The organism is Microbacterium sp. LWH12-1.2 (assembly GCF_040675825.1).
GTDB lineage: Bacteria > Actinomycetota > Actinomycetes > Actinomycetales > Microbacteriaceae > Microbacterium.
Map to the genome: position 1 here is coordinate 722053 of NZ_JBEGIJ010000001.1, position 20202 is coordinate 742254.

The 20202-nt window shown below is 66.5% G+C and carries 18 protein-coding genes; 12 read left to right on the forward strand and 6 right to left on the reverse strand.

Annotated elements, in window-relative coordinates; genetic code table 11:
• Positions 1 to 6 precede the first annotated feature (6 nt).
• The 4 genes from MRBLWH12_RS03310 (at position 7) to MRBLWH12_RS03325 (ending at position 4990) form a co-directional block, all read left to right on the forward strand.
• Complete coding sequence (locus MRBLWH12_RS03310) at positions 7 to 444, forward strand: hypothetical protein (protein ID WP_363546082.1); 438 nt, start codon at positions 7 to 9, stop codon at positions 442 to 444.
• Positions 441 to 1391: a bifunctional riboflavin kinase/FAD synthetase gene (locus MRBLWH12_RS03315; protein ID WP_363546084.1), complete on the forward strand. Its 951-nt coding sequence runs from the start codon at positions 441 to 443 to the stop codon at positions 1389 to 1391. Before MRBLWH12_RS03310 ends, MRBLWH12_RS03315 begins: the two co-directional genes overlap by 4 nt.
• Positions 1392 to 1583: 192 nt before the next feature.
• Complete coding sequence (locus MRBLWH12_RS03320) at positions 1584 to 3746, forward strand: DEAD/DEAH box helicase (RefSeq protein WP_363546087.1); 2163 nt, start codon at positions 1584 to 1586, stop codon at positions 3744 to 3746.
• Positions 3747 to 3961: 215 nt separating this feature from the next.
• Positions 3962 to 4990, forward strand: a complete 1029-nt coding sequence (locus tag MRBLWH12_RS03325) for a 6-phosphofructokinase (RefSeq protein ID WP_341975140.1) — start codon at positions 3962 to 3964, stop codon at positions 4988 to 4990.
• Positions 4991 to 5095: 105 nt separating this feature from the next.
• Here MRBLWH12_RS03325 and MRBLWH12_RS03330 read toward each other — a convergent pair whose 3' ends face one another.
• Together MRBLWH12_RS03330 and MRBLWH12_RS03335 are read right to left on the reverse strand one after the other, a co-directional pair.
• Complete coding sequence (locus MRBLWH12_RS03330; protein ID WP_363546091.1) at positions 5096 to 5929, reverse strand: endonuclease domain-containing protein; 834 nt, start codon at positions 5927 to 5929, stop codon at positions 5096 to 5098.
• Positions 5930 to 6118: 189 nt separating this feature from the next.
• A complete protein-coding gene (locus tag MRBLWH12_RS03335; RefSeq protein WP_363546094.1) occupies positions 6119 to 8218 on the reverse strand; it encodes a S9 family peptidase in 2100 nt (699 codons plus the stop codon).
• 155 nt (positions 8219 to 8373) lie between these two features.
• Here MRBLWH12_RS03335 and MRBLWH12_RS03340 point away from each other — a divergent pair, with 155 nt between their 5' ends.
• Both MRBLWH12_RS03340 and MRBLWH12_RS03345 read left to right on the forward strand, forming a co-directional pair.
• On the forward strand, positions 8374 to 9726 hold the full coding sequence (locus tag MRBLWH12_RS03340) for an inorganic phosphate transporter (protein ID WP_341975137.1): 1353 nt from the start codon (positions 8374 to 8376) through the stop codon (positions 9724 to 9726).
• Positions 9723 to 10049, forward strand: coding sequence for a peptidase (locus tag MRBLWH12_RS03345; RefSeq protein ID WP_341975136.1), 327 nt, complete (start codon positions 9723 to 9725; stop codon positions 10047 to 10049). Before MRBLWH12_RS03340 ends, MRBLWH12_RS03345 begins: the two co-directional genes overlap by 4 nt.
• A gap of 21 nt (positions 10050 to 10070) precedes the next feature.
• Here MRBLWH12_RS03345 and MRBLWH12_RS03350 read toward each other — a convergent pair whose 3' ends face one another.
• A complete protein-coding gene (locus MRBLWH12_RS03350; RefSeq protein ID WP_341975135.1) occupies positions 10071 to 10637 on the reverse strand; it encodes a TetR/AcrR family transcriptional regulator in 567 nt (188 codons plus the stop codon).
• Between the two features lie 73 nt (positions 10638 to 10710).
• On the opposite strand from MRBLWH12_RS03350, the gene MRBLWH12_RS03355 reads away from it, so the two are divergent.
• From MRBLWH12_RS03355 to MRBLWH12_RS03365, 3 genes are read left to right on the forward strand one after another with little or no spacing between them, the layout of a single operon-like run.
• The gene (locus tag MRBLWH12_RS03355; protein WP_363546099.1) at positions 10711 to 11280 is read left to right on the forward strand and encodes a dihydrofolate reductase family protein; all 570 of its coding nucleotides are present in this window, start codon (positions 10711 to 10713) and stop codon (positions 11278 to 11280) included.
• Between the two features lie 49 nt (positions 11281 to 11329).
• Entirely contained in the window at positions 11330 to 12265 is a 936-nt protein-coding gene (locus MRBLWH12_RS03360) for a phosphodiesterase (RefSeq protein WP_363546102.1), read from the forward strand.
• A 49-nt stretch (positions 12266 to 12314) separates the two neighbouring features.
• Complete coding sequence (locus tag MRBLWH12_RS03365; protein ID WP_341975133.1) at positions 12315 to 13775, forward strand: aspartate ammonia-lyase; 1461 nt, start codon at positions 12315 to 12317, stop codon at positions 13773 to 13775.
• 81 nt (positions 13776 to 13856) lie between these two features.
• Here the strand turns inward: MRBLWH12_RS03365 and MRBLWH12_RS03370 are convergent, their stop codons facing one another.
• Positions 13857 to 14726, reverse strand: a complete 870-nt coding sequence (locus tag MRBLWH12_RS03370; protein WP_363546105.1) for a fumarylacetoacetate hydrolase family protein — start codon at positions 14724 to 14726, stop codon at positions 13857 to 13859.
• An 88-nt stretch (positions 14727 to 14814) separates the two neighbouring features.
• On the opposite strand from MRBLWH12_RS03370, the gene MRBLWH12_RS03375 reads away from it, so the two are divergent.
• Positions 14815 to 16110 (forward strand): PrsW family intramembrane metalloprotease, encoded by a 1296-nt coding sequence (locus MRBLWH12_RS03375; RefSeq protein WP_363546108.1) that lies wholly within the window; start codon positions 14815 to 14817, stop codon positions 16108 to 16110.
• 129 nt (positions 16111 to 16239) lie between these two features.
• On the opposite strand, the gene MRBLWH12_RS03380 is transcribed toward MRBLWH12_RS03375, so the two are convergent.
• Positions 16240 to 16947, reverse strand: a complete 708-nt coding sequence (locus MRBLWH12_RS03380) for a cache domain-containing protein (protein WP_363546110.1) — start codon at positions 16945 to 16947, stop codon at positions 16240 to 16242.
• Positions 16948 to 16984: 37 nt separating this feature from the next.
• Positions 16985 to 17761 carry a FadR/GntR family transcriptional regulator gene (locus MRBLWH12_RS03385; protein ID WP_363546113.1) on the reverse strand — a complete coding sequence of 259 codons (777 nt, stop codon included), beginning with the start codon at positions 17759 to 17761 and terminating at the stop codon, positions 16985 to 16987.
• Positions 17762 to 17884: 123 nt separating this feature from the next.
• On the opposite strand from MRBLWH12_RS03385, the gene MRBLWH12_RS03390 reads away from it, so the two are divergent.
• Together MRBLWH12_RS03390 and MRBLWH12_RS03395 are read left to right on the forward strand one after the other, a co-directional pair.
• Positions 17885 to 18955 carry an ABC transporter ATP-binding protein gene (locus MRBLWH12_RS03390; protein WP_363546116.1) on the forward strand — a complete coding sequence of 357 codons (1071 nt, stop codon included), beginning with the start codon at positions 17885 to 17887 and terminating at the stop codon, positions 18953 to 18955.
• A 52-nt stretch (positions 18956 to 19007) separates the two neighbouring features.
• The gene (locus MRBLWH12_RS03395; RefSeq protein ID WP_363546119.1) at positions 19008 to 20168 is read left to right on the forward strand and encodes an extracellular solute-binding protein; all 1161 of its coding nucleotides are present in this window, start codon (positions 19008 to 19010) and stop codon (positions 20166 to 20168) included.
• Positions 20169 to 20202 lie beyond the last annotated feature (34 nt).

Genomic DNA, 20202 nt, shown 5'->3' on the forward strand with positions numbered 1-20202 from the left:
TGCGCTATGAGCTCCTCCGTTCCCACCCCTCGGATGACCGGTATCGGCCGTGTCCTCGTGATCGTCTACGCCGTGATGGCGCTTGCCGCGACCGGGCGGAGCGTCGTGCAGATCATCCGCCGTTTCGACGAGGCGCCGCTGGCCTACACACTGTCCGCCGTGGCGGCCGTCGTGTACATCCTGGCGACTCTCGCGCTGGTGCTCGCCGGACGAAGCGGCTGGTACGCCGTGGCCTGGGTGGCAATCGTGTTCGAGCTCACGGGTGTGCTCGTCGTCGGGACGCTCAGCCTGCTGATGCCGGCGCTCTTCCAGCACGAGACCGTCTGGTCGATGTTCGGTGTCGGTTACCTGTTCATCCCGTTGGTTCTCCCGGTGTTCGGGATCTGGTGGTTGCGCACGCACCGACCAGTGTCGTCGCCGCAGCTCTCGGGGGTGGCGGCGTGATCGTCTTCCGTGACCCCGCTCAGATTCCCGCCGACTTCGGTCGCTCCGTCGTGGCGATCGGGAAGTTCGACGGCGTGCACGCCGGTCACCGCGCGGTCATCCGTCGACTGAAGGAGGAGGCTGCGGCATCCGGCGCCCGCGCTGTCGCCGTCACCTTCGACCGGAACCCGCTCGCCGTGCTGCGCCCTGATCGCTGTCCTGAGAACGTGGTCACCGTCGAACGCAAGCTCGAGCTGCTCGGCGAGCTCGACCTCAATGCGACGCTTCTGCTCACGTTCGACGAGGATATGGCTGCGCGAAGCGCCGAGGCGTTCGTCGCCGAGATCCTCGTCGCAGCGCTCCGGGTGTCGACGGTGCTCGTCGGCGAGGACTTCCGATTCGGTCGCGGTGGTGCGGGAGATCCCGAACTCCTGCGCGCGCTCGGCCCGCAGCACGGCTTCACCGTCCATGTCGTCGACGACGTCTATCTGCCCGGATCCGAGCGTCGGGTGTCGTCGACGTGGATCCGTGAGCTGCTCATCGAAGGAGACGTCGCGACGGCGACGCGCGTCCTCGGCCGCAATGTCGATGTTCGCGGCGAGGTCGTGCACGGACTGAAGCGGGGGCGAGAACTCGGATTCCCGACTGCGAATCTTTCGACGATCGTCGACGCTTTCGTGCCGGCGGACGGCGTGTACGCGGGCTGGCTCGTCGACCATGACACCGGGATCCGCCACCGGGCTGCGATCTCGGTCGGGACGAACCCCACCTTCGACGACGTCCTCGTACGCCAGGTGGAGGCTCATGTCCTCGGCGAGACCGATCTCGATCTGTACGGCCATGACGTGAGCGTCGAGTTCGTCGAGCGCCTGCGGGGGATGGTCGCGTTCGAAGGCATCGACAAGCTCAAGGCGCAGATGGCGTCCGATGTCGCCGAGGCCGAAGTGCTGCTCGCCCGCCAGCCGTGATTCGGCTCGTCGCTCGGCAGTGGACGGCGATTCTGGCGTAGACTGTCGATCGTTCCCGGCGAACATCGCACGTCACTCGTGCGTCGGCGGGAATGAGGTCTACTGTTCGTACGGTCCTGGCACACGCCACACGCGGACATCGAGAACGGCTCAGGCGCCCCGGGCGCCTCGGCATTCACGCTCAGGAGGAGCATGCCGACTACGGCAACTGCCGCCACGCGGCGCAAGAAGACATCCCGTCGCGACGACGACGCCCCCCTCATCCCGATCCTCGCGCGCAAAGTGCGCGAGATCGAAGCGAAGTCGCAGCGCGGCAAGCTGGGTCCGACGAACCGGGTGAAGTTCCAGGTGATCGCGTTCCTGGTGCGCGAGGAGCGGGCCAGGGTGAAGGCGGATGCCGAGCTCGGCGATCCCGCACGCGCAGAACTGCTCAAGCGGCTCGACGGCGTCGCGACCATCCTCGCCAAGACCGCAGCGCGGGACACGTCCCTCATCCAGCTGCTCGAGGCTGATCAGGCGACATCGCCGGTCGCGAAGCGGATGCGGCGCGACTGGCTCCTCGAATCCGGAGCCGAGCTCGCTCCGGAAGAGCTCATCATCGTTGACATCGCCCCCGTGCAGGCGCCCGTCGTGCCGGCGGGGATCGCCGAGCGCCAGGTCACGCCGATCTCCGTCGAAGCGCGTCAGCTCGCCAACCCGTTCCTCGAGCCCGACCTCACGCCACGGGCGACGAGTACTCCGCGCCGCCGCCTCGACGGCTGGGAGCTGATGGGGCCGCTCTACAAGTCGTTCGAGACCGGAGCCGGCGGAGTCGTGGCGAGCATGGATCTGCCGCCGGCACCCGAGTTCGACCACCTGTCGCCCAAGGGCCTCGAGATCATGGTGCACCAGTCCCGCTTCCTCGAAGAGGTGCGAGCGGGCCACCGCAGCTTCCTCCTCGCGGACGAGCCAGGACTCGGCAAGACCGCGCAGTCCGCACTCGCCGCATCCGTCGCCGGGGCCTACCCGTTGCTCGCGGTCGTCCCGAACGTCGTGAAGATGAACTGGGCGCGCGAAGTGGAGCGCTGGACACCGCAGCGTCGCGCCACCGTCATCCAAGGTGACGGCGACGACATCGATGCCTTCGCGGACGTCTTCATCGTGAACTACGAGATCCTCGACCGGCACATGTCCTGGCTGGGCTCGCTCGGACTGCGGGGCATGGTCGTCGATGAGGCGCACTTCATCAAGAACCTGTCGTCGCAGCGCTCGCAGAACGTCTTGGCGCTGGCCTCCCGTGTCCGCGAGCGCACGCCCGGCGGCAACCCGCTGATGCTGGCGCTCACCGGAACGCCGCTGATCAACGACGTCGAGGACTTCGACGCGATCTGGCGGTTCCTCGGTTGGACCACCGGTGAGAAGCCGGGTCCGGAGCTCATGGAGAAGCTGGACGCGACCGGCCTCACTCCCGCGGACAAAGCCTTCTACCCGGAGGCTCGCGAGGCCGTGATCTCGATGGGCATCGTCCGCCGCAAGAAGAAGGACGTCGCGGCCGACCTGCCGGACAAGCTCATCGCAGACCTCCCCGTGCAGCTGGACGACGAGTTCGGGCGCAGCATCCGTCAGGCGGAGCGCGAACTGGGGGAGCGGCTGGCTGCGAAGTACCGCCGCATCATCGAAGCGCGCACCTCGTCCGCATCGAAGAGCCTGTGGACCGGTACTCCTGGCGAGATCGACGAAGACATCGTCCGCCTGGTCGCGCACAACGAGCTCGAGGAGTCGAAAGCCGCAGGTACCGGCGGAGACAACGTCTTCACGATGGTGCGCCGAATCGGTCAGGCCAAGGCTCAGCTCGCCGCCGATTACGCGGCGCAGCTGCAGCGCTCGGTCGGCAAGGTCGTCTTCTTCGCGAAGCACATCGATGTGATGGATCGGGCCGAGGCGCACTTCGCCTCGGTCGGCATCCGCTCGGTGTCGATCCGTGGCGATCAGACATCCACTGCGCGTCAGCAGGCGATCGACGACTTCAACGGCGATCCTGCCGTCGGCATCGCCGTCTGCTCGCTCACCGCGGCCGGCGTCGGCCTCAACCTGCAGGCGGCGTCGAACGTCGTCCTCGCGGAGCTCAGCTGGACGGCCGCCGAACAGACGCAGGCGATCGACCGAGTGCACCGCATCGGGCAGGACGAACCTGTCACCGCCTGGCGCATCATCGCCGCGCACACGATCGACACCAAGATCGCTGAGCTCATCGATCAGAAGCAGGGGCTGGCAGCGCGTGCGCTCGACGGCGAGGCCGTGGATGACGCGGCTGCCGAGCCGGTGCAGCTCGCGGCGCTCATGCACCTGCTGCGTCAGGCGCTCGGCGCCTCCTGAAATACACCTCAGTCCGCCCGTTAAGAAGCACGCTTCTTAACGGGCGGATGCCTTCGAAAAATCCCCTTCGAGGGAAGATCGGCGATTCGGTCGATCTTGGCCGGCAAGATCCGGGGTTTTCGCGCGTCTCGAATGGCGCCTGATGGCGCTTCGGCACTAGTGTCGAGGCAGGCAGCGTCGCCTTTTCCCCTTTCCCGAAGTCAGAAGGCAGCAGCATGAAGATCGGCATCCTGACGAGCGGCGGCGACTGCCCCGGACTCAACGCGGTCATCCGCGGCATCGTTCTCAAGGGCACGACGACGTACGACATCGAGTTCGTCGGCATCCGTAACGGCTGGCGCGGCGTCGTGGACGGTGACTTCTTCCCGCTCACGCGACACGAGGTGAAGGGGCTCTCCAAGGCCGGCGGCACGATTCTGGGCACCAGCCGCACCAACCCCTACGAGGGTGCGCGCGGCGGCGCCGAGAACATCGCGAAGACCCTGTACGGCCACAAGATCGACGGCATCGTCGCGATCGGCGGCGAGGGCACTCTGGCCGCCGCCGATCGTCTGTCGAAGGACGGCATCAACGTGCTCGGGGTCCCCAAGACCATCGACAACGATCTGCAGGCCACGGACTACTCGTTCGGCTTCGACACCGCGGTCAACATCGCAACCGATGCCATGGACCGCCTGCGCACCACCGGCGACTCGCACCAGCGGTGCATGGTCGCCGAGGTGATGGGACGTCATGTCGGCTGGATCGCCTTGCACGCCGGAATGGCCGCGGGCGCTCATGTGATCTGCATCCCCGAGGTCCCGATGTCGATCGATGAGATCGCCGCTCTGGTCACCAGCGCGTTCGACCGCGGCAGGGCTCCGCTCGTCGTCGTGTCCGAGGGCTTCACGCTCACCGGCATGGATGAGGCGTACAGCGATAAGGGACTGGACGCCTTCAACCGCCCGCGCCTCGGCGGCATCAGCGAGATCCTCGCCCCCGAGATCGAGCGCATCACCGGCATCGAGACCCGCTCCACCGTGCTCGGCCACATCCAGCGCGGCGGTTCGCCGTCGGCGTTCGATCGAGTGCTCGCGACTCGGCTCGGCCTGCACGCGGCAGATGCGCTGGTCGAGGAGTCCTGGGGGCAGATGGTGGCCATGCGTGGCACCGACATCGTCCGTGTGCCGTTCGCCGAGGCCCTCGGTGAGCTGAACACCGTCTCCCGCGCCCGCTACGACGAGGCCGCGGCGCTCTTCGGCTGATCCTGGCCCCGGCCGAGATCAGGACGACGTCCCCAGATCAGGACGTTTCCCGCGGATTCTTCCTGATCTGGGACGGTCTTCCTGATCTCAGGCGGACGGATACCGTCAGGCGGCGCGGTGAAGCCCCTGTGCGATCGCCGCACGGATGACGTTCTGGACCAAGTCCGGCTGGAAAAGCACCTGGTAGTAGTCGAAGCGCACGACGGTGTAGCCGCGTAGGCGCAAGCGGGCGTCGGCTTCAATGTCACGACGGCGATCGGCCGGGCTGCTGTGGTGCGCGAAACCATCCAGCTGAACGACCAGGCGATCGCCGATCAGCGCATCGATCGGGTGCCCGTCGATCCATACCTGCTGTTGAACGGCGACGCCGATCGCGCGCATCAGGTCCACGAAGTGGGTCTCCAGTCCCGAGTCGGACAAGTTCGTGCAGAGGGCGACGATGTGGTCCGCGCGTTCACTGTGCCATTCAATGCGCTCGAGCACCGCGGCGTCGACGAGCTTCTTGTTGAGCGCCGATTCCCAGATCGCCAAGGCGGCAGCCAGTTCTTGGCATCGCGCTACATGGTGGAGCACATTGATCAGCGGATCGACGACTGCGCGCGCAGCAGCGGGCGCAGGGCCCGTCGACCAATGCACACGCAGTCCTTCGGTCTTGATCCGGGCCGCGCCAGGCGATACCGCGACGTGGACGCCAGCGTGCGTGGGGACCCAAAGCCCGAGTTTCCGCGCGGCGCTCACGCACGTCAGTCGCCCGCCGATGCCGATCGCGGCCAGGATCGCCGAGTCACACTCACGCAGCGCGATCCAGGATCGTCGGAATCGCAGCATCCGCCCCGATCGGACTCCCGCCGCTATCGCATGCTTGCTGAACCCGGCAGCGTATATGTCTGACGAGTGCGCAGCGCCATCGTGAGCGCGGAGCCATTCCTCGAGGAGCATCCGTACACTCTCCGCGTACTCGCGACTCCGCGGGGCTGAACGGGCGGGATGTGCATCAAATTAGCCCGACAGTCGTCTGTGGAGGAGAAGTCGCCGCAGCCCGAGATCAGGACAATGTCCCGAGATCAGGATGATTCCTGCTGAATCTTCCTGATCTCGGGCGGAACTCCTGATCTCAGCAGCCCGGGGTCAGGCCTTCGCCAGGCCGAGGGTGTCAAGCAGCCAGGCCAGCTCGAACGCCCTTTCCTTCCAGGAGTTGTAGCGCCCGCTGACGCCGCCGTGCCCGGCGACCATCTCGCACTTCAGGAGAACATCGGACGCACCCGCTTCGCGCAGCGCGGCCACCCATTTCGCGGGTTCGACGTAGAGCACGCGCGTGTCGTTGAGAGATGTCACGGCTAGGATGCGCGGGTACGTCGCGTCAGATCGCACGTTCTCGTACGGCGTGTACGACCTCATGTACTCGTAGACGTCGGCATCGTGCAGCGGGTCGCCCCACTCGTCCCATTCGATGACGGTGAGGGGGAGCGAGGGGTCGAGGATCGAGGTCAGCGCGTCGACGAAGGGGACGGATGCCAGGATGCCGACGAACTTGTCCGGTGCGAGGTTCGCGACCGCGCCCATGAGGAGACCCCCGGCGCTGCCGCCCTCGGCGACCATGCGGTCCGCGGAGGTGACTCCTGCGGCGATCAGATGTTCGGCGCAGGTGACGAAGTCCGTGAACGTGTTGCGCTTGGACAGCTTCTTGCCGTCTTCGTACCACTGCCGGCCCATCTCGCCACCGCCGCGCACGTGCGCCACCGCGAAGATCACGCCGCGGTCGAGTTCGGAGAGGCGCGCCACCGAGAACCCAGGATCGATCGAGTGCTCGTACGACCCGTAGCCGTAGAGGTGCAGCGGTCGAAGTTCGGCGCCCGGCTCACCGAACGAGCGCTTCCAGACCAGGGAGATGGGCACCCGGGTGCCGTCGGATGCCACCGCCCATTCGCGTTTCTGCCCGTACTCGGCCGCGTCATACCCGCCGAGTACCGGCTGCTGCTTGCGCAGCACCAGTTTGCGGGTGGCGAGGTCCAGGTCGTACACCGTGCCCGGCGTCACGAACGAGGCGTAGCCGAGACGGAGGAACGGCGAGTGCCACTCGGGGTTCCCGCTGACGCCGGCCGAGTACAGCGGTTCGTCGAAGGAGAGTTCGTCCACGGCATCCGTCGTGTAGTCGAGCAGGCCGACGCGCTCCAGCCCCTCGCTGCGGTACTCCACCGTCGCGAAATCACGGAACGCGTCCATGCCGAGCAGGCGGCGGCCGGCCTCGTGCGCGACGATGACACGCCGCTCTCCCTGCGGGGCGGATGCCGGCACCGAGACGAGCTCGAAATCGAGCGCGCCGTCGTTGTGCAGGATGAACAGGCGGTCGTCACCGTCGACGACGGCGTGCTCGAGGGAGTACTCGACTCCCTCGCGGCGTGGCCACACCAGTCGCGGCTCAGCGGTGATCGGACCGCGCAGATCGACGAGATGCTCTTCGCTGGTGATGCTGGAGCCCACGGCGATCACGAGATAGCGCCGGCTGCGCGTGATGCCTGCACCCAGCCAGAACCGCTCGTCCGGCTCGTGGAACAGCTTCACATCGTCGTCGACCGCTGTGCCGATGCGGTGCAGCCAGAGGGTGTCGGGCCGCCAGGAATCGTCGAGCGTCGTGTACAGGATGCCGTCGCCGGCAGGCGTGAAGAAAGCGCCGCCGGTGTTCGGGATCTCATCGGCCAGCAGTTCGCCGGTGACGAGGTCGCGCACGTGGACCGTGTAGCGCTCGTCGCCTTCGAAGTCGGTGGACCAGAGCAACCGGGTGGCGTCGTCCGAGACGGCGAAGGACCCCAGGGCGAAGAACTCATGTCCCTCCGCCTCGACGTTGCCGTCGAGCAGCACCTCCTCGCCGGGCACGGGTACCCCGGGCTCCAGCAGCGGGGGAGTCCAGTCGTCGCGTGCGGCTGCCGCGCGGCACTGGATGCCGTACTGGGCGCCTTCCTCGGTGCGGCCGTAGTACCACCAGTCTCCGCGTCGGGTGGGCACGGAGAGATCGGTCTCCAGTACGCGGCCCTTGATCTCCTGGAACAGCGTCTCGCGGAGGTCTGCCAGGTGTGCGGTTTCGGCATCCGTGTGGGCGTTCTCCGCCTCGAGGTGTGCAGTCACCTCGGACGACTCCTTCTCGCGCAACCATTCGTACGGATCCTCGAAGGTGTGGCCGTGGTGGGTTCGAATGTGCGAGCGGCGGTCTGCGATCGGAGCGTTGGTCACCGCTCCACGCTATCCCAGGTCGAGTTGACCGGCATCGGGGAGGGTGGGAGGATCTACCGGGGCCGGTTAACGGAAGGCAAACCCACGGTGAACTCTTCGTTCATCACGTCGATCACGTCGACACCCTTCTTCTTCGAATCGACCGAAAGTGAACGGTGGAAACCGCAGCCCTCATCGTCGTGCTTGTCATTGCACTTGCACTCTTCTTCGACTTCACGAACGGCTTCCACGACACCGCGAACGCGATGGCCACGCCTATCGCGACCGGTGCTCTCAAGCCGAGAACGGCAGTCCTTCTCGCCGCCGTCCTCAACCTCGTCGGCGCATTCCTATCGACCGAGGTCGCCAAGACCGTCTCCGGCGGGATCGTCCGCGAGGACGCGATCCGCGAGATGGGCGCCGAGGTGTTCCTGCCGCTGATCTTCGCCGGACTCATCGGCGCGATCACGTGGAACATGCTCACCTGGCTGCTCGGCCTGCCGTCGAGCTCTTCGCACGCACTGTTCGGCGGCCTCATCGGCGCGACCCTCGTCGGGGTCGGATTCACGGGAATCGACTTCGGCATCGTGCTGTCGAAGATCATCCTGCCGGCGCTCATCGCGCCGCTCACGGCGGGACTCATCGCCTTCATCGCCACGAAGATCGCGTACTCGATCACGCGGCGCTACGACGGCAAGCCTGACGGTCGCGACGGCTTCCGCTGGGGGCAGATCTTCACGTCGTCCCTCGTCGCCCTCGCGCACGGCACGAACGACGCGCAGAAGACGATGGGCATCATCACACTCGCGCTCATCACGATCGGGTGGCAGTCCGACGAGCATCATGAGCCGGAATTCTGGGTCATCGTCGCGTGTGCCTTCACGATCGCCCTCGGCACCTATCTCGGCGGCTGGCGGATTATCCGCACACTCGGCAAGGGGCTGACCGACGTCAAGCCTGCGCAGGGCTTCGCCGCGGAGAGCTCGACGGCCGCGACCATCCTCGCCTCCAGCGCCCTCGGTTTCGCGCTCTCGACGACGCAGGTCGCGTCCGGCTCCGTCATCGGTTCGGGGCTCGGCCGCCGCGGCTCCACCGTCCGCTGGCGGACCGCCGGACGCATCGGGATCGGCTGGCTGCTCACGCTCCCGGCTGCCGGAGCGGTCGGGGCGATGGCCGCGCTGCTGGTGCAGTGGCTGGGCAACTGGGGTGTTGCGATCGACGCCGTGATCGCGGTCGCCATCATCATCGGCCTCTTCCTGCGCTCTCGTCGCAACGTGGTCACCCACGCGAACGCGATGAGCGATGTGGCCGAGTCGGGTATGGCCGTCGACCTTCCCGATGCCCCGCCGCCGACTCGTCGACAGCAGAGCCTCGAGCGGGCCAAGGCCGAGGCCAAGGCCAGGGCGCACGCCAGGGAGAAGGCGAAGTCGGCAGCGAAGAAGGCCAAGGCCGCCGCGCGATCGGACGCACGTGCGGCGTCACCGGCTGAAACGGACACGGCCGACGGTACGAACGAGGAGTCGAAGTGATCAACTGGTTCGCCTTCATCCAAGTGTTCGCGGCCGCGCTCATCGGCGCCGCGGCGATCGTCACCTTCTATGCCGTGGGACTGCGCCTCCTGGTGCGCAGCGGGCACGCGCCGGTCGTGAGTCCGGCCGAGTTCACCGACGCGATCACCGTGATCTCCGAGAAAGAGCTCAAGCGCGCCGCGAAGCAGGCGGCGAAGGCCGCCAAGAAGAGCCCGCTCACGGATGGGCAAAAACGTCTGTCGCTCGTCGGCGCTTACGGATGCTTCGCCCTGTGCGCCGTCGCTGTGGTCACCGGCATCCTGATCATCGTCCTCGGGCACTGAGCGACGGTCAGTCTGCGGCGTTCAGCCGAGGAGCCCCGCGACGAGGTCATCGATCACATCGTCGGTCGATGTCTCAGGATCGATCGGCGTCGTCAAACGGTCGAGCAGGAGCCCGTCGATCGCATAGTGGAACAGCGCGATCTCCCGCCGCCCGCCGGGGAGGCCTGCCTGTGCATTGAAATCGACGTCGGCATCCAGACCCGATCGCTGCCAGGCGCCCAGCACAGCAGCCAGCTCCGGACGTCGGCTGCTTTCCAAGCGGAGCTCGAACAACGCAAGCGTCACGTCGCGATCGTCGCTCAGCCGACGCACGATGTCGCGGAGGTAGTCCGCGAACAGTGCTCGGCTCGGAACGGATGACGCGCGCGCGGCGAGATCCTCCGGGGTCGGCGCCAGCCGCTCGCCGATGCGTTCGACCAGCCCCTCGATGAGGGCGTCCCTGGTGCGGAAATAGTTCGATGTCGTCCCGGTGGGCACGCCGGCTTCGAGGTCGACCGCGCGATGGGTGAGTCCGCGGGAGCCGTCGTGCGCGAGCACCCGGAGGCCAGCATCCGTGATCGTGCGGCGTCTCGCCTCGTTCTTTGCCATGAGCTCACCCTAGCGCAACCACTACAGGTGCTGTAATCTCTTTATTCACTACACATGTCGTGAATGGAGAATCATGCGAGATCTGGTGTACTACGCGGCCGTCACCTTGGACGGCTTCATCGCAGGGCCGAACGGCGAGTTCGACGCATTCCCTGTCGTGGGTGATCATGTGGACGAGATCAACAGGCGATTCGCCGACACCATCCCGACCGACTTCGCCGAATCGCTGGGGATCCCTCAAGGGAACTCGATGTTCGACACTGTGCTCATGGGATGGAACACCTACGCGGTCGGCGGAATGGCCAGCCCGTATCGGCACCTGAGGCAGATCGTCTTCTCTCGGACGCGCACCGCAGCGGGGGAGAACCTGGAGGTCACCGAAGGTGACCCGACCGAGGTGGTGCGGCGGCTGAAATCGGAGGAAGGCGCGGCGATCTGGCTCTGTGGTGGCGGCCGGCTCGCTGCATCTCTGGCGCCCGAGATCGATCGGCTGGTCCTGAAGAGGTACCCGCTGCTCTTCGGTGAGGGCATCCCCCTGTTCGGGCCCCGTCCGTACCACCCCGCGCAGTTCGAGGAGGTGAGTACGACGGTGTTCGGTTCAGGGGTCGTGTTCTCGGAATACGCTCGTCGACACGAGGCGTGATTCCGGAGGCGGCGAGGCGATCGTCCGTCTCGCCGCCTAGGCTGATGCCATGTCTGCGCCCTCCGCCAGCGAGCACGTCTTCGGTCGTCACGAGCCGGCATCCCACGTGATCATCCACGTCAGCGACCCGCACTATCTCGCAGGGGGAGTCCGCCTCGCCGGACGGTACGACGTCGAGGCGAATTTCGCACGGACGCTCGAAGCGATCCGGGTCGTGCATCCGAATCCGGCCGCGATCGTGATCACCGGTGACCTCGCCGACCTGGGAGAGCCCGAGGCGTATCGACGGCTGCGCGATGCTGTCGAACCGGTCGCTGCCGAGCTCGGCGCGGTCGTCGTGTGGGTCGCAGGGAACCACGACGAACGCCCGGCGCTTCGGGAGGGGCTGCTCGATCTCGCTCCCACCGAAGAACCCGTCACCGGCGTCTGGGATCTCGATGGGCTGCGGCTGATCGCCCTGGACACCAGTGTGCCCGGTTGGCACCATGGCGACCTCGACGGCGGGCAACGGGCGTGGCTCGCCGCGCAGCTCCGTCAGCCCGCCCCGCACGGCACGCTTCTCGCGATGCACCACCCGCCGCTGCCGAGCCACATCCCGCTCTTCGACATCCTCGAACTCCAGCATCAGGATGAACTGGCAGAGGTGATCCGCGGCAGTGACGTCCGCGGCATCCTCGCGGGGCATCTCCACTACTCCGCACACGGCACCTTCGCGGGCGTTCCCGTGAGCGTGGCGTCCGCCACCTGTTACACGATGAACGTCGCGCTGCCGGCATCCGCGGTCAACGGAATGGATGCCGCGCAGTCGTTCCAGTTGGTGCACGTGCACCCGGACACGATCACGCACACCGTGGTGCCGGTGACGGATGCTCCCACCGGTGACTACTTCTCCGAGGCGTGGCTCGAGCATATGTCCGGGCTGACGCCTGCCGAGCGCCTCGAAGCGTTCTCCCGCAAGACCCACTCGCGGAGCGACGTAGAATAGAAGCATCCCCCGAATTCCTCTCACCCGCCACCACCCACAAGGATGTGACATGGCTTCTGCCGCGCCTGCCCTGACCCGCACCGAGACCGATTCCCTCGGGAGCATGGAGATCCCCGTCGACGCGTACTGGGGCATTCACACCGCCCGCGCCGACGCGAACTTCCCGATCACCAAGCGCCCCATCTCGGTCTACCCCGACCTGGTGAGGGCCCTCGCGATGGTCAAGCAGGCCAGTGCGCGCGCGAACAGGGAGATCGGCGTCCTCGACGCGGAGCGGGCAGATCTCATCGACCGGGCAGCGCAGCGCGTCATCGACGGCGAGTTCCACGATCAGTTCACCGTCGGCGTGATTCAGGGCGGTGCCGGGACTTCGACGAACATGAACGCGAACGAGGTCATCACCAACATCGCGCTCGAGATGGCCGGACGCGAGAAGGGCGACTACGCCTTCCTGTCGCCGATCGACCACACCAACCGCAGCCAGTCGACCAACGACGTGTACCCGACGGCCGTGAAGATCGGCCTGTCGCTGACGCTGCAGTCGCTGCTGGACGAACTCGACCTCCTCCGACGCTCCTTCCTCGGGAAGGCCGTGGAGTTCCACGACGTTCTCAAGGTGGGCCGCACCCAGCTGCAGGACGCCGTGCCGATGACGCTCGGCCAGGAGTTCCACGGCTTCGCGACCACCCTCGGCGAGGACCACAGCCGCCTCGGCGAGAACGCGTCGCTGATGTTCGAGATCAACATGGGCGCGACCGCCATCGGCACGGGCATCACCACGCACGTGGACTACGCGCCCGTCGTGCTCAAGCACCTCCGCGAGATCAGCGGCCTCGACCTCGAGACAGCCACCGACCTCGTCGAGTCGACGAGCGACACCGGCTCGTTCATGTCCTTCTCCTCGTCGCTGAAGCGCAATGCGGTCAAGCTGTCCAAGATCTGCAACGACCTCCGACTGCTCTCCTCAGGCCCCCAGGCAGGTCTCGGCGAGATCAACCTGCCGGCGAGGCAGGCAGGATCCAGCATCATGCCCGGCAAGGTGAACCCGGTCATCCCGGAGGTCGTCAACCAGGTGGCGTTCGCGGTGGTCGGTGCCGACATGACCGTGACCATGGCGGTCGAGGGCGGTCAGCTGCAGCTCAACGCCTTCGAACCCGTCATCGCGCACTCGATCTTCCAGTCGATCACCTGGATGCGTCAGGCGATGTGGACGCTGCGCGTCAACTGCGTCGACGGCATCACCGCCAACCGCGACCGTCTGGGCGCGATGGTCGGTGCGTCGGTCGGCGTCATCACCGCCCTGACGCCGTTCATCGGATACGCGGCCTCGGCGGCACTCGCCAAGGCGGCACTGCTGACGAATCGCAACGTCGCCGACCTCGTCGTCGAAGCAGGGCTCATGTCGCGCGAAGAGGTCATCAAGCAGCTTTCGCCGGCCCGACTCTCCGGACTCGAAGCGGTGACGGCGGCGATCCCGATCATCGCTGCCGAGGATCTCACCGAGATCTGAGTGGCCCGATGACGAAGGGCGGATGCTGCAGCGTGCAGCATCCGCCCTTCTTCGTTTCCGCCTCGGAGTGCGTCGAAGTTCTCAGCCGAGAATGCGGCAGTGCGTTGTGAGCTCGCCGATGCCGTCGATGCCCACGGTGACCGTCGAGCGATCACGGAGGAAGATCTGCGGATCGCGCGAGTAGCCGGCGCCTCCGGGGCTGCCGGTGGAGATCAAGGTGCCAGGCAGCAGCGTGAGCGACTGGGACAGGTGTGCGATCAAGGTCGCGACCGAGCGGACCATCTGACCGGTGGAGGCATCCTGCACGGTATGGCCGTCGACGATCGTCCAGATATGCAGATCCTGCGGGTCGGCGACCTCGTCTGCGGTGACCACGAACGGGCCGGTCGGAGTGAAGCCGTCGAACGACTTGCATCGCGACCACTGCGCCTCGGAGAACTGGATGTCGCGGGCGGTGATGTCGTTGACGACCGTATAACCCCAGACGTACGACAGCGCCTGGTCCGCGGACACATCCTTGGCCGGTGTGCCGATGAGCACGCCGAGTTCGGCCTCGTAGTCGACTGATTCGCTCAGGGACCGCGGCCAGGACGTCGTCTGTTCGTGACCGGTCAGCGAGTTCGGCCACAGGGTGAAGACCGTCGGCGCGCTGTCGGTCTTCAGACCGAGTTCGCTGGAGTGCGCGGCATAGTTCAGCCCGACGGCGAGCACGGCCGGGGGAGCGAGCACGGCAGATGCATAACCGAAGTCGCCGAGCGGATGCCGCGGAGCGGTGCTCGAGCGGAGAGCGCTCCTGATCGCGTCGAGCGCGTCAGCACCGCCCTCGATGAGCTCCTGCAGGGTCGCAGGTGCGTCGGGGATCAGATCGGAGACGAGGATGGCATCGGCGTCTTCCACCACTGCAAGAGCAATGTGAGAGGAATCGGCACGGCGCAGATGAGCGAACCGCATACCTCTACGCTACCGGTGACGAGCGCGAACTTCCTGGAGGACTTCGCCAGACCGCGGGCGCAATGCTTGTTCCCCATATGCTTTGGCTATGAGTTCCGGAGGACCGTCCCAGCCGCAGCAGCCGCCGTCGTACACACCGCCGCCGGCGCAACCGGCAGCAGCGCAGTACTCTGCGCAGCAGTATGCGCAGTCGCCGTACTTGCCCCCGAGGTCTCCGCAGCCGGAGTACGGATCGGCACTCGCGCAGCCGACGCACTATGCACCTCCGGCGCCCGCCGCCCCGTCTCCGGCGCCGTCCCTGCCGAGCCTGCCGGTCCCGGCGAGGAAAGGCCGCACGGTCTCGATCTGGCTCTTCGGTGCACTCGGCTTTCTGCTGATCGCCCTGATCGGCTATTTCGTCTGGGCGCTTGGTGCGCTGGCATCCGGTATCGGCATGGTGCTCGCGCTCATTCCGCTGACGATCGTCTTCCTCGGGGTGCGGTTGATCGACCGCTGGGAGCCGGAGCCGAAGCGCATCCTGTTCTTCGCCGTCGCCTGGGGCGCGATCGCCGCCATCGGGCTTACTCTGCTCTTCGATCTCGGACTGACCCTTCTCTTCGGCCAGCGATCCGACGCCGTGGCTGCCGTCATCCAGGCTCCGATCGTCGAGGAGTTCTGGAAGGGCCTCGGCGTCCTCCTCATTTACTTGACCGCGCGCCGTGCCTTCGACGGCCCGGTCGACGGCGTCGTCTACGGGGCTCTGGTCGGCGCAGGGTTCGCGTTCACCGAGAACGTCCAGTACTTCGCGATCAGCCTGATCGAGGGCGGCGGCGAGCAGCTCACGGTGACGTTCGTGATGCGCGCGCTGCTGTCGCCGTTCGCCCACGCGATGTTCACCGCGCTCACCGGCTTCGCGATCGGTCTGGCCGCGCGGCGGCATGCTCCGGTGGGCGCGGCGCTCGGCGCCGGCCTGCTCGGAATGCTCGGCGCCATCCTGCTGCACGGTTTCTGGAACGGCTCGGCGACCTTCGCTGACTTCTTCGGCCTGTACTTCACCCTGCAGGTGCCGCTGTTCATCGGCTTCATCCTCGGGATCATCGCGCTGCGACGGGAGGAATCCCGGCTGACGCGGATGCGGCTGGGGGAGTACGCGGCTGCCGGATGGTTCACCCCGGAAGAGGTGACCATGCTCGCGACCCCTGCCGGACGCAAGACCGGATTGCAGTGGGCGGCTTCTCTGCGCGGCGATCGCCGCCCGTTGATGCGCGAGTTCATCAAGGATTCGGCGGCGCTTGCCGCTGTCCGTCAGCGGGCGATCAGCGGACGCGACCCGCTCGCCGCAGAGGACGAACGTGCGCTGCTCATCCGCACCCGTGCGACGAGGGCGGCGCTGCTCGCGTACTGAGAGCTGGTCGTAGCAAGACTCAGCGCCCGGTGCTGCGGCGATGCCTGCATGACGCCCGGGCGCTGAGTTGATCTGTAAACAGGGTGCACCCGCGTGATCGGGGTGTCAAGAGAGATCCGGAATTCCCCCTCAGATCTCTTCGACGATGACGTCGAGCGCGACGCCTTCGCAGGCGATACGAGGCAGCCCCTCGAGTCGGCTGCCGCGGATTGAATCTCCGGTGGCGCATCTCGGGTCTGTGGAGACGACGACCCGGCCGACGCCGTTCGTCAGCGTCACTTCGTGCCCGAGCGCGGTGAACCTCGGTGTGAGTTCGCGCTCGACGGCGGAGACGAGCAGATCGAGGCCGGCCACCCCGATGCGGGTGCCGTTCACCTCGGCGGGCGCCGCGATGGTGATCGTGTACTCGTCGCTGCAGAGATAGTCGACGTAGGGACCGGCGACGTGAGGGTCGCCGGTCGACATCGGCACCCGATACCACTCGAGGGCGCTGTAGTCGATGTTCTCCTTGTTCACCGATTGTGATGCGAGGACCAGCTGCTTGCGCTCCGCACCCTGCCACCAGGCGAGATGACTGCGCGCATCCGAGAGCAGGTCGATCGCGGCGATGAACCCGGCACCGTAGACCGGCACGCCAGGGAGGTCCAGCGTCTCCAGAGCATACGGCCGCACCAGTGCGTCGACTTTCGCCCTGGTGAGAGGGCCGCTGCGCTCGACGGCAGCGAGCTGTTCGGCCAGTGGTGTGACCCAATCGAGCAGTGCGCGGATCGGCGAGGAGAAGTACTCCCGCACGATCTTTGCCGCTGCGTCGATCGCAGTGGGGGTTTTCGTACTCATCACGTCCTCCTGTGCACGTCGATGGTGGGCATGTGGTTCAGCTGATCCGCGTCTGCAGTTCGATGAGCGCGTCGATCGTTTCGGTCACCATGAGCTCCGTCTGCCTGCCGGCAGCTTCCGCGTCCGCCTTCTCCACAGCATCGATCACCGCGAGGAGGTGGGCCGCCTGGCGGCGATGATCCTCGACTTCGTGCGCGACGAGTCGGAGGTAGGGGGAGAGCTCGGCCTGCAGCTTCATCTGCTCACGGGTCAATCGCGCCGATTGACTCAGCGCGACGAGTTCGATCTGCACGTCGTCGAGCAGCCGGCGCTGCTGTTCCGGGTCGAGGTCGGCGAGCCGCTCCATCCGTCGCCGCACCTGCTGGGTCTCCGAGGTGTCAGCGCGCCGCGCTGCCAGGCGCACGCACGCGCCGGTGATCGCGGCGTAATGAGCGCCGAGGTCGCGCAGGGCGAGTCGGGATGAGGTACGCAGGGCTTCGCGTGCGAAGGAGAGCGGGTCGGCGTGCTCGGCGACGAAGCTGCCCCCGTTGCGTCCGCGTTTGGTGATGACGAGTCCGCGGCCGCGCAGCGCGAGCAGCGCCTCGCGCACGGTCACCGGGGCGACGCCCAGGCTCTTGGAGAGGTCTGCTTCCGAGGGGAGCCGTTCTCCCGCGCGCAGGTGGCCGCGCGTGATCGCGTCGACCAGGCGTCGTTCGACGAGCTCGGCGCGGCCCTCGTCGCCGATCGGTTGGAACAGGGCGCCCTGCAACCGGTGCGGATGCTGAGTGGTGGCGGGGCGCGCCTCGGAATCCTGTGCCGTATGCGACATCGCCATCGATTCCATTCTGCGATTCTCCACCTTCCGCGGTGAACGGAGAAAACTGCCTCTTGAAATATTACCTCTGGGTTTATATGTTTAATCCACCTTCACGTTCGATGATGACCAGAGGAGAGCGAGATGATCGCTACGGCCCCCGCCACTGCGGCAGTCGACGACGACCGTGCCGCGCCGGGAAGTGTGACGCTGAGCGGCGTCACCAAGTCCTTCGGCGAGTTCACAGCCGTCCGCGACCTCGATCTCGATGTCGCCTCCGGCGAGTTCCTCTCGATGCTCGGCCCATCAGGCTCCGGGAAGACCACGGTGCTGCGGATGATCGCCGGCTTCGAGGAAGCGACGAGCGGCAGCATCCGCCTGTCCGGTGTCGATGTCACCAGGACGCCACCGCACGCCCGCCAGGTGAACACCGTGTTCCAGGACTACGCGCTGTTCCCGCATCTGACGATCGCCGAAAACGTCGGTTACGGGTTGCGCGTTCGCGGCGAGGGACGCCGAGAGCGCGCAGGTCGCGTGCACGAATCCCTCGAGCAGGTGCGGCTCGACCACGTCGCCGATCGCCTGCCTCACCAGCTCTCCGGTGGTCAGCGACAGCGGATCGCCCTCGCGCGGGCGCTCATCCTGCGTCCCCAGGTGCTGCTGCTCGACGAGCCGCTCGGAGCCCTCGACAAGCAGCTCCGCGAGCAGATGCAGATCGAACTGAAGCAGATCCAGCGGGAGGTGGGCATCACCTTCATCTTCGTCACCCATGACCAGGAGGAGGCGCTCACGCTGAGCGACCGCGTCGCCGTGTTCAACAACGGACGGATCGAACAGGTCGGCACGGCTCGCGAGGTGTACGAATACCCGCAGACCGAGTTCGTCGCCCGCTTCCTCGGTCTCTCCAACCTCATCAGCGGTGAACTCGCCGAGGAGCTCACCGGTGACCGCCGGACGATGAGCATCCGTCCGGAGCGCGTGCGTCTGACAGCGCGCGACGAACCCCTCGGCGATGGTGACGTCTCACTGACCGGCACGATCCGCGAGGTCGTCTATACCGGCCCGGCCACCCGCTATCTGGTCACGGCCGACGCCGGAGTCGACATCATCGCCGAGCAGCCCAATGCCCACCACCCCACGTCCGGAGCGGCTTTCGGCCGCGGGGATCTCGTTCGAGCCGCATGGACCCCTGAGCATGCGGCCCGGCTTCCCTGAAGCAACCGGCACCACTGAAAACCCTGCAGCACTGATCACAAAGGAGCGATCCATGCGTCACAAGATCCTGGCCACCACCGCAATGGCGGCCGTCGCCGTCCTCACGCTCTCCGCCTGTTCTGGCGGGGGTGAAAAGCCGTCCACCGACGGCAACGGTGAACTCCAGATCGAGGTACCCGACATCCCCATGCTCGGCGAACTCGGCGAGAACGAAAGCGACGTCAACATCGTCGCCTGGAGCGGCTTCGTCGAACCGGCCTGGAGCGACGAGTTCACGAAGGAAACCGGATGCACGGTCAATCGCCGCGTCGCCGGCACCAGCGACGAGATGGTGCAGCTCATGCGCACCGGCGATTACGACCTCGTGTCCGCATCGGGCGACGCGAGCCTGCGCCTGATCGCGGGCGGCGACGTGCAGCCTCTCAATCTCGAGCTGATCCCGAGCTTCGGCGACGACATCGTCGAAGGGATGAAGGGGCAGATCTACGACACGATCAACGGCAAGTCGTACGGCATCCCGATCGGTCGCGGCGCCAACATCCTCCAGTACAACAGAGATGTCGTCACTGAGGAGCCAACGAGCTGGGATGTCGCCTGGGAGAAGGACAGCCCGTACGCCGGTCAGGTCATCGCGTACGACGCACCGATCTACATCGCGGATGCCGCGGTCTATCTGATGGCGCACGAGCCCGATCTCGGCATCGAGAACCCGTATGCGCTCGACGAGAAGCAGCTCGCCGCGGCCGTCGAGCTGCTCAAGCAGCAGAACGAGATCGTCTCCGAATACTGGTCGGACCCCGCCGCGCAGATCACGTCGTTCGCCGGTGGCACCACCGTGCTCGGCACGTCGTGGGAGGTGCTGCGCAAGCTCACCGAAGACGACAAGTTCAAGAGCGTGCTGCCCGAGGAGGGCTCGACGGGTTGGTCGGATGCCTGGATGCTGGCGACCGAGGCCAAGAACCCGAACTGCGCCTATGCGTGGATGGACTACGCCTCCACCCCGGAGGTGAACGGTGCCATCGCGATGAACTTCGGCATGGCACCGGCCAACGCCGCATTCTGCGAGACGAGCGACGAGGCCAAGGCGCACTGCGAGTACTACAACGCCACGAACGAGGAGTACTTCGAGAAGGTGTGGTTCTGGACCACCCCGATCGAGCAGTGCATCGACGGTCGCCCCGCTGACGAGGCCACCTGCACCAACTTCCAGTAGTGGACGGATGCCTGGCTCTCGGTCAAGGGCTGAG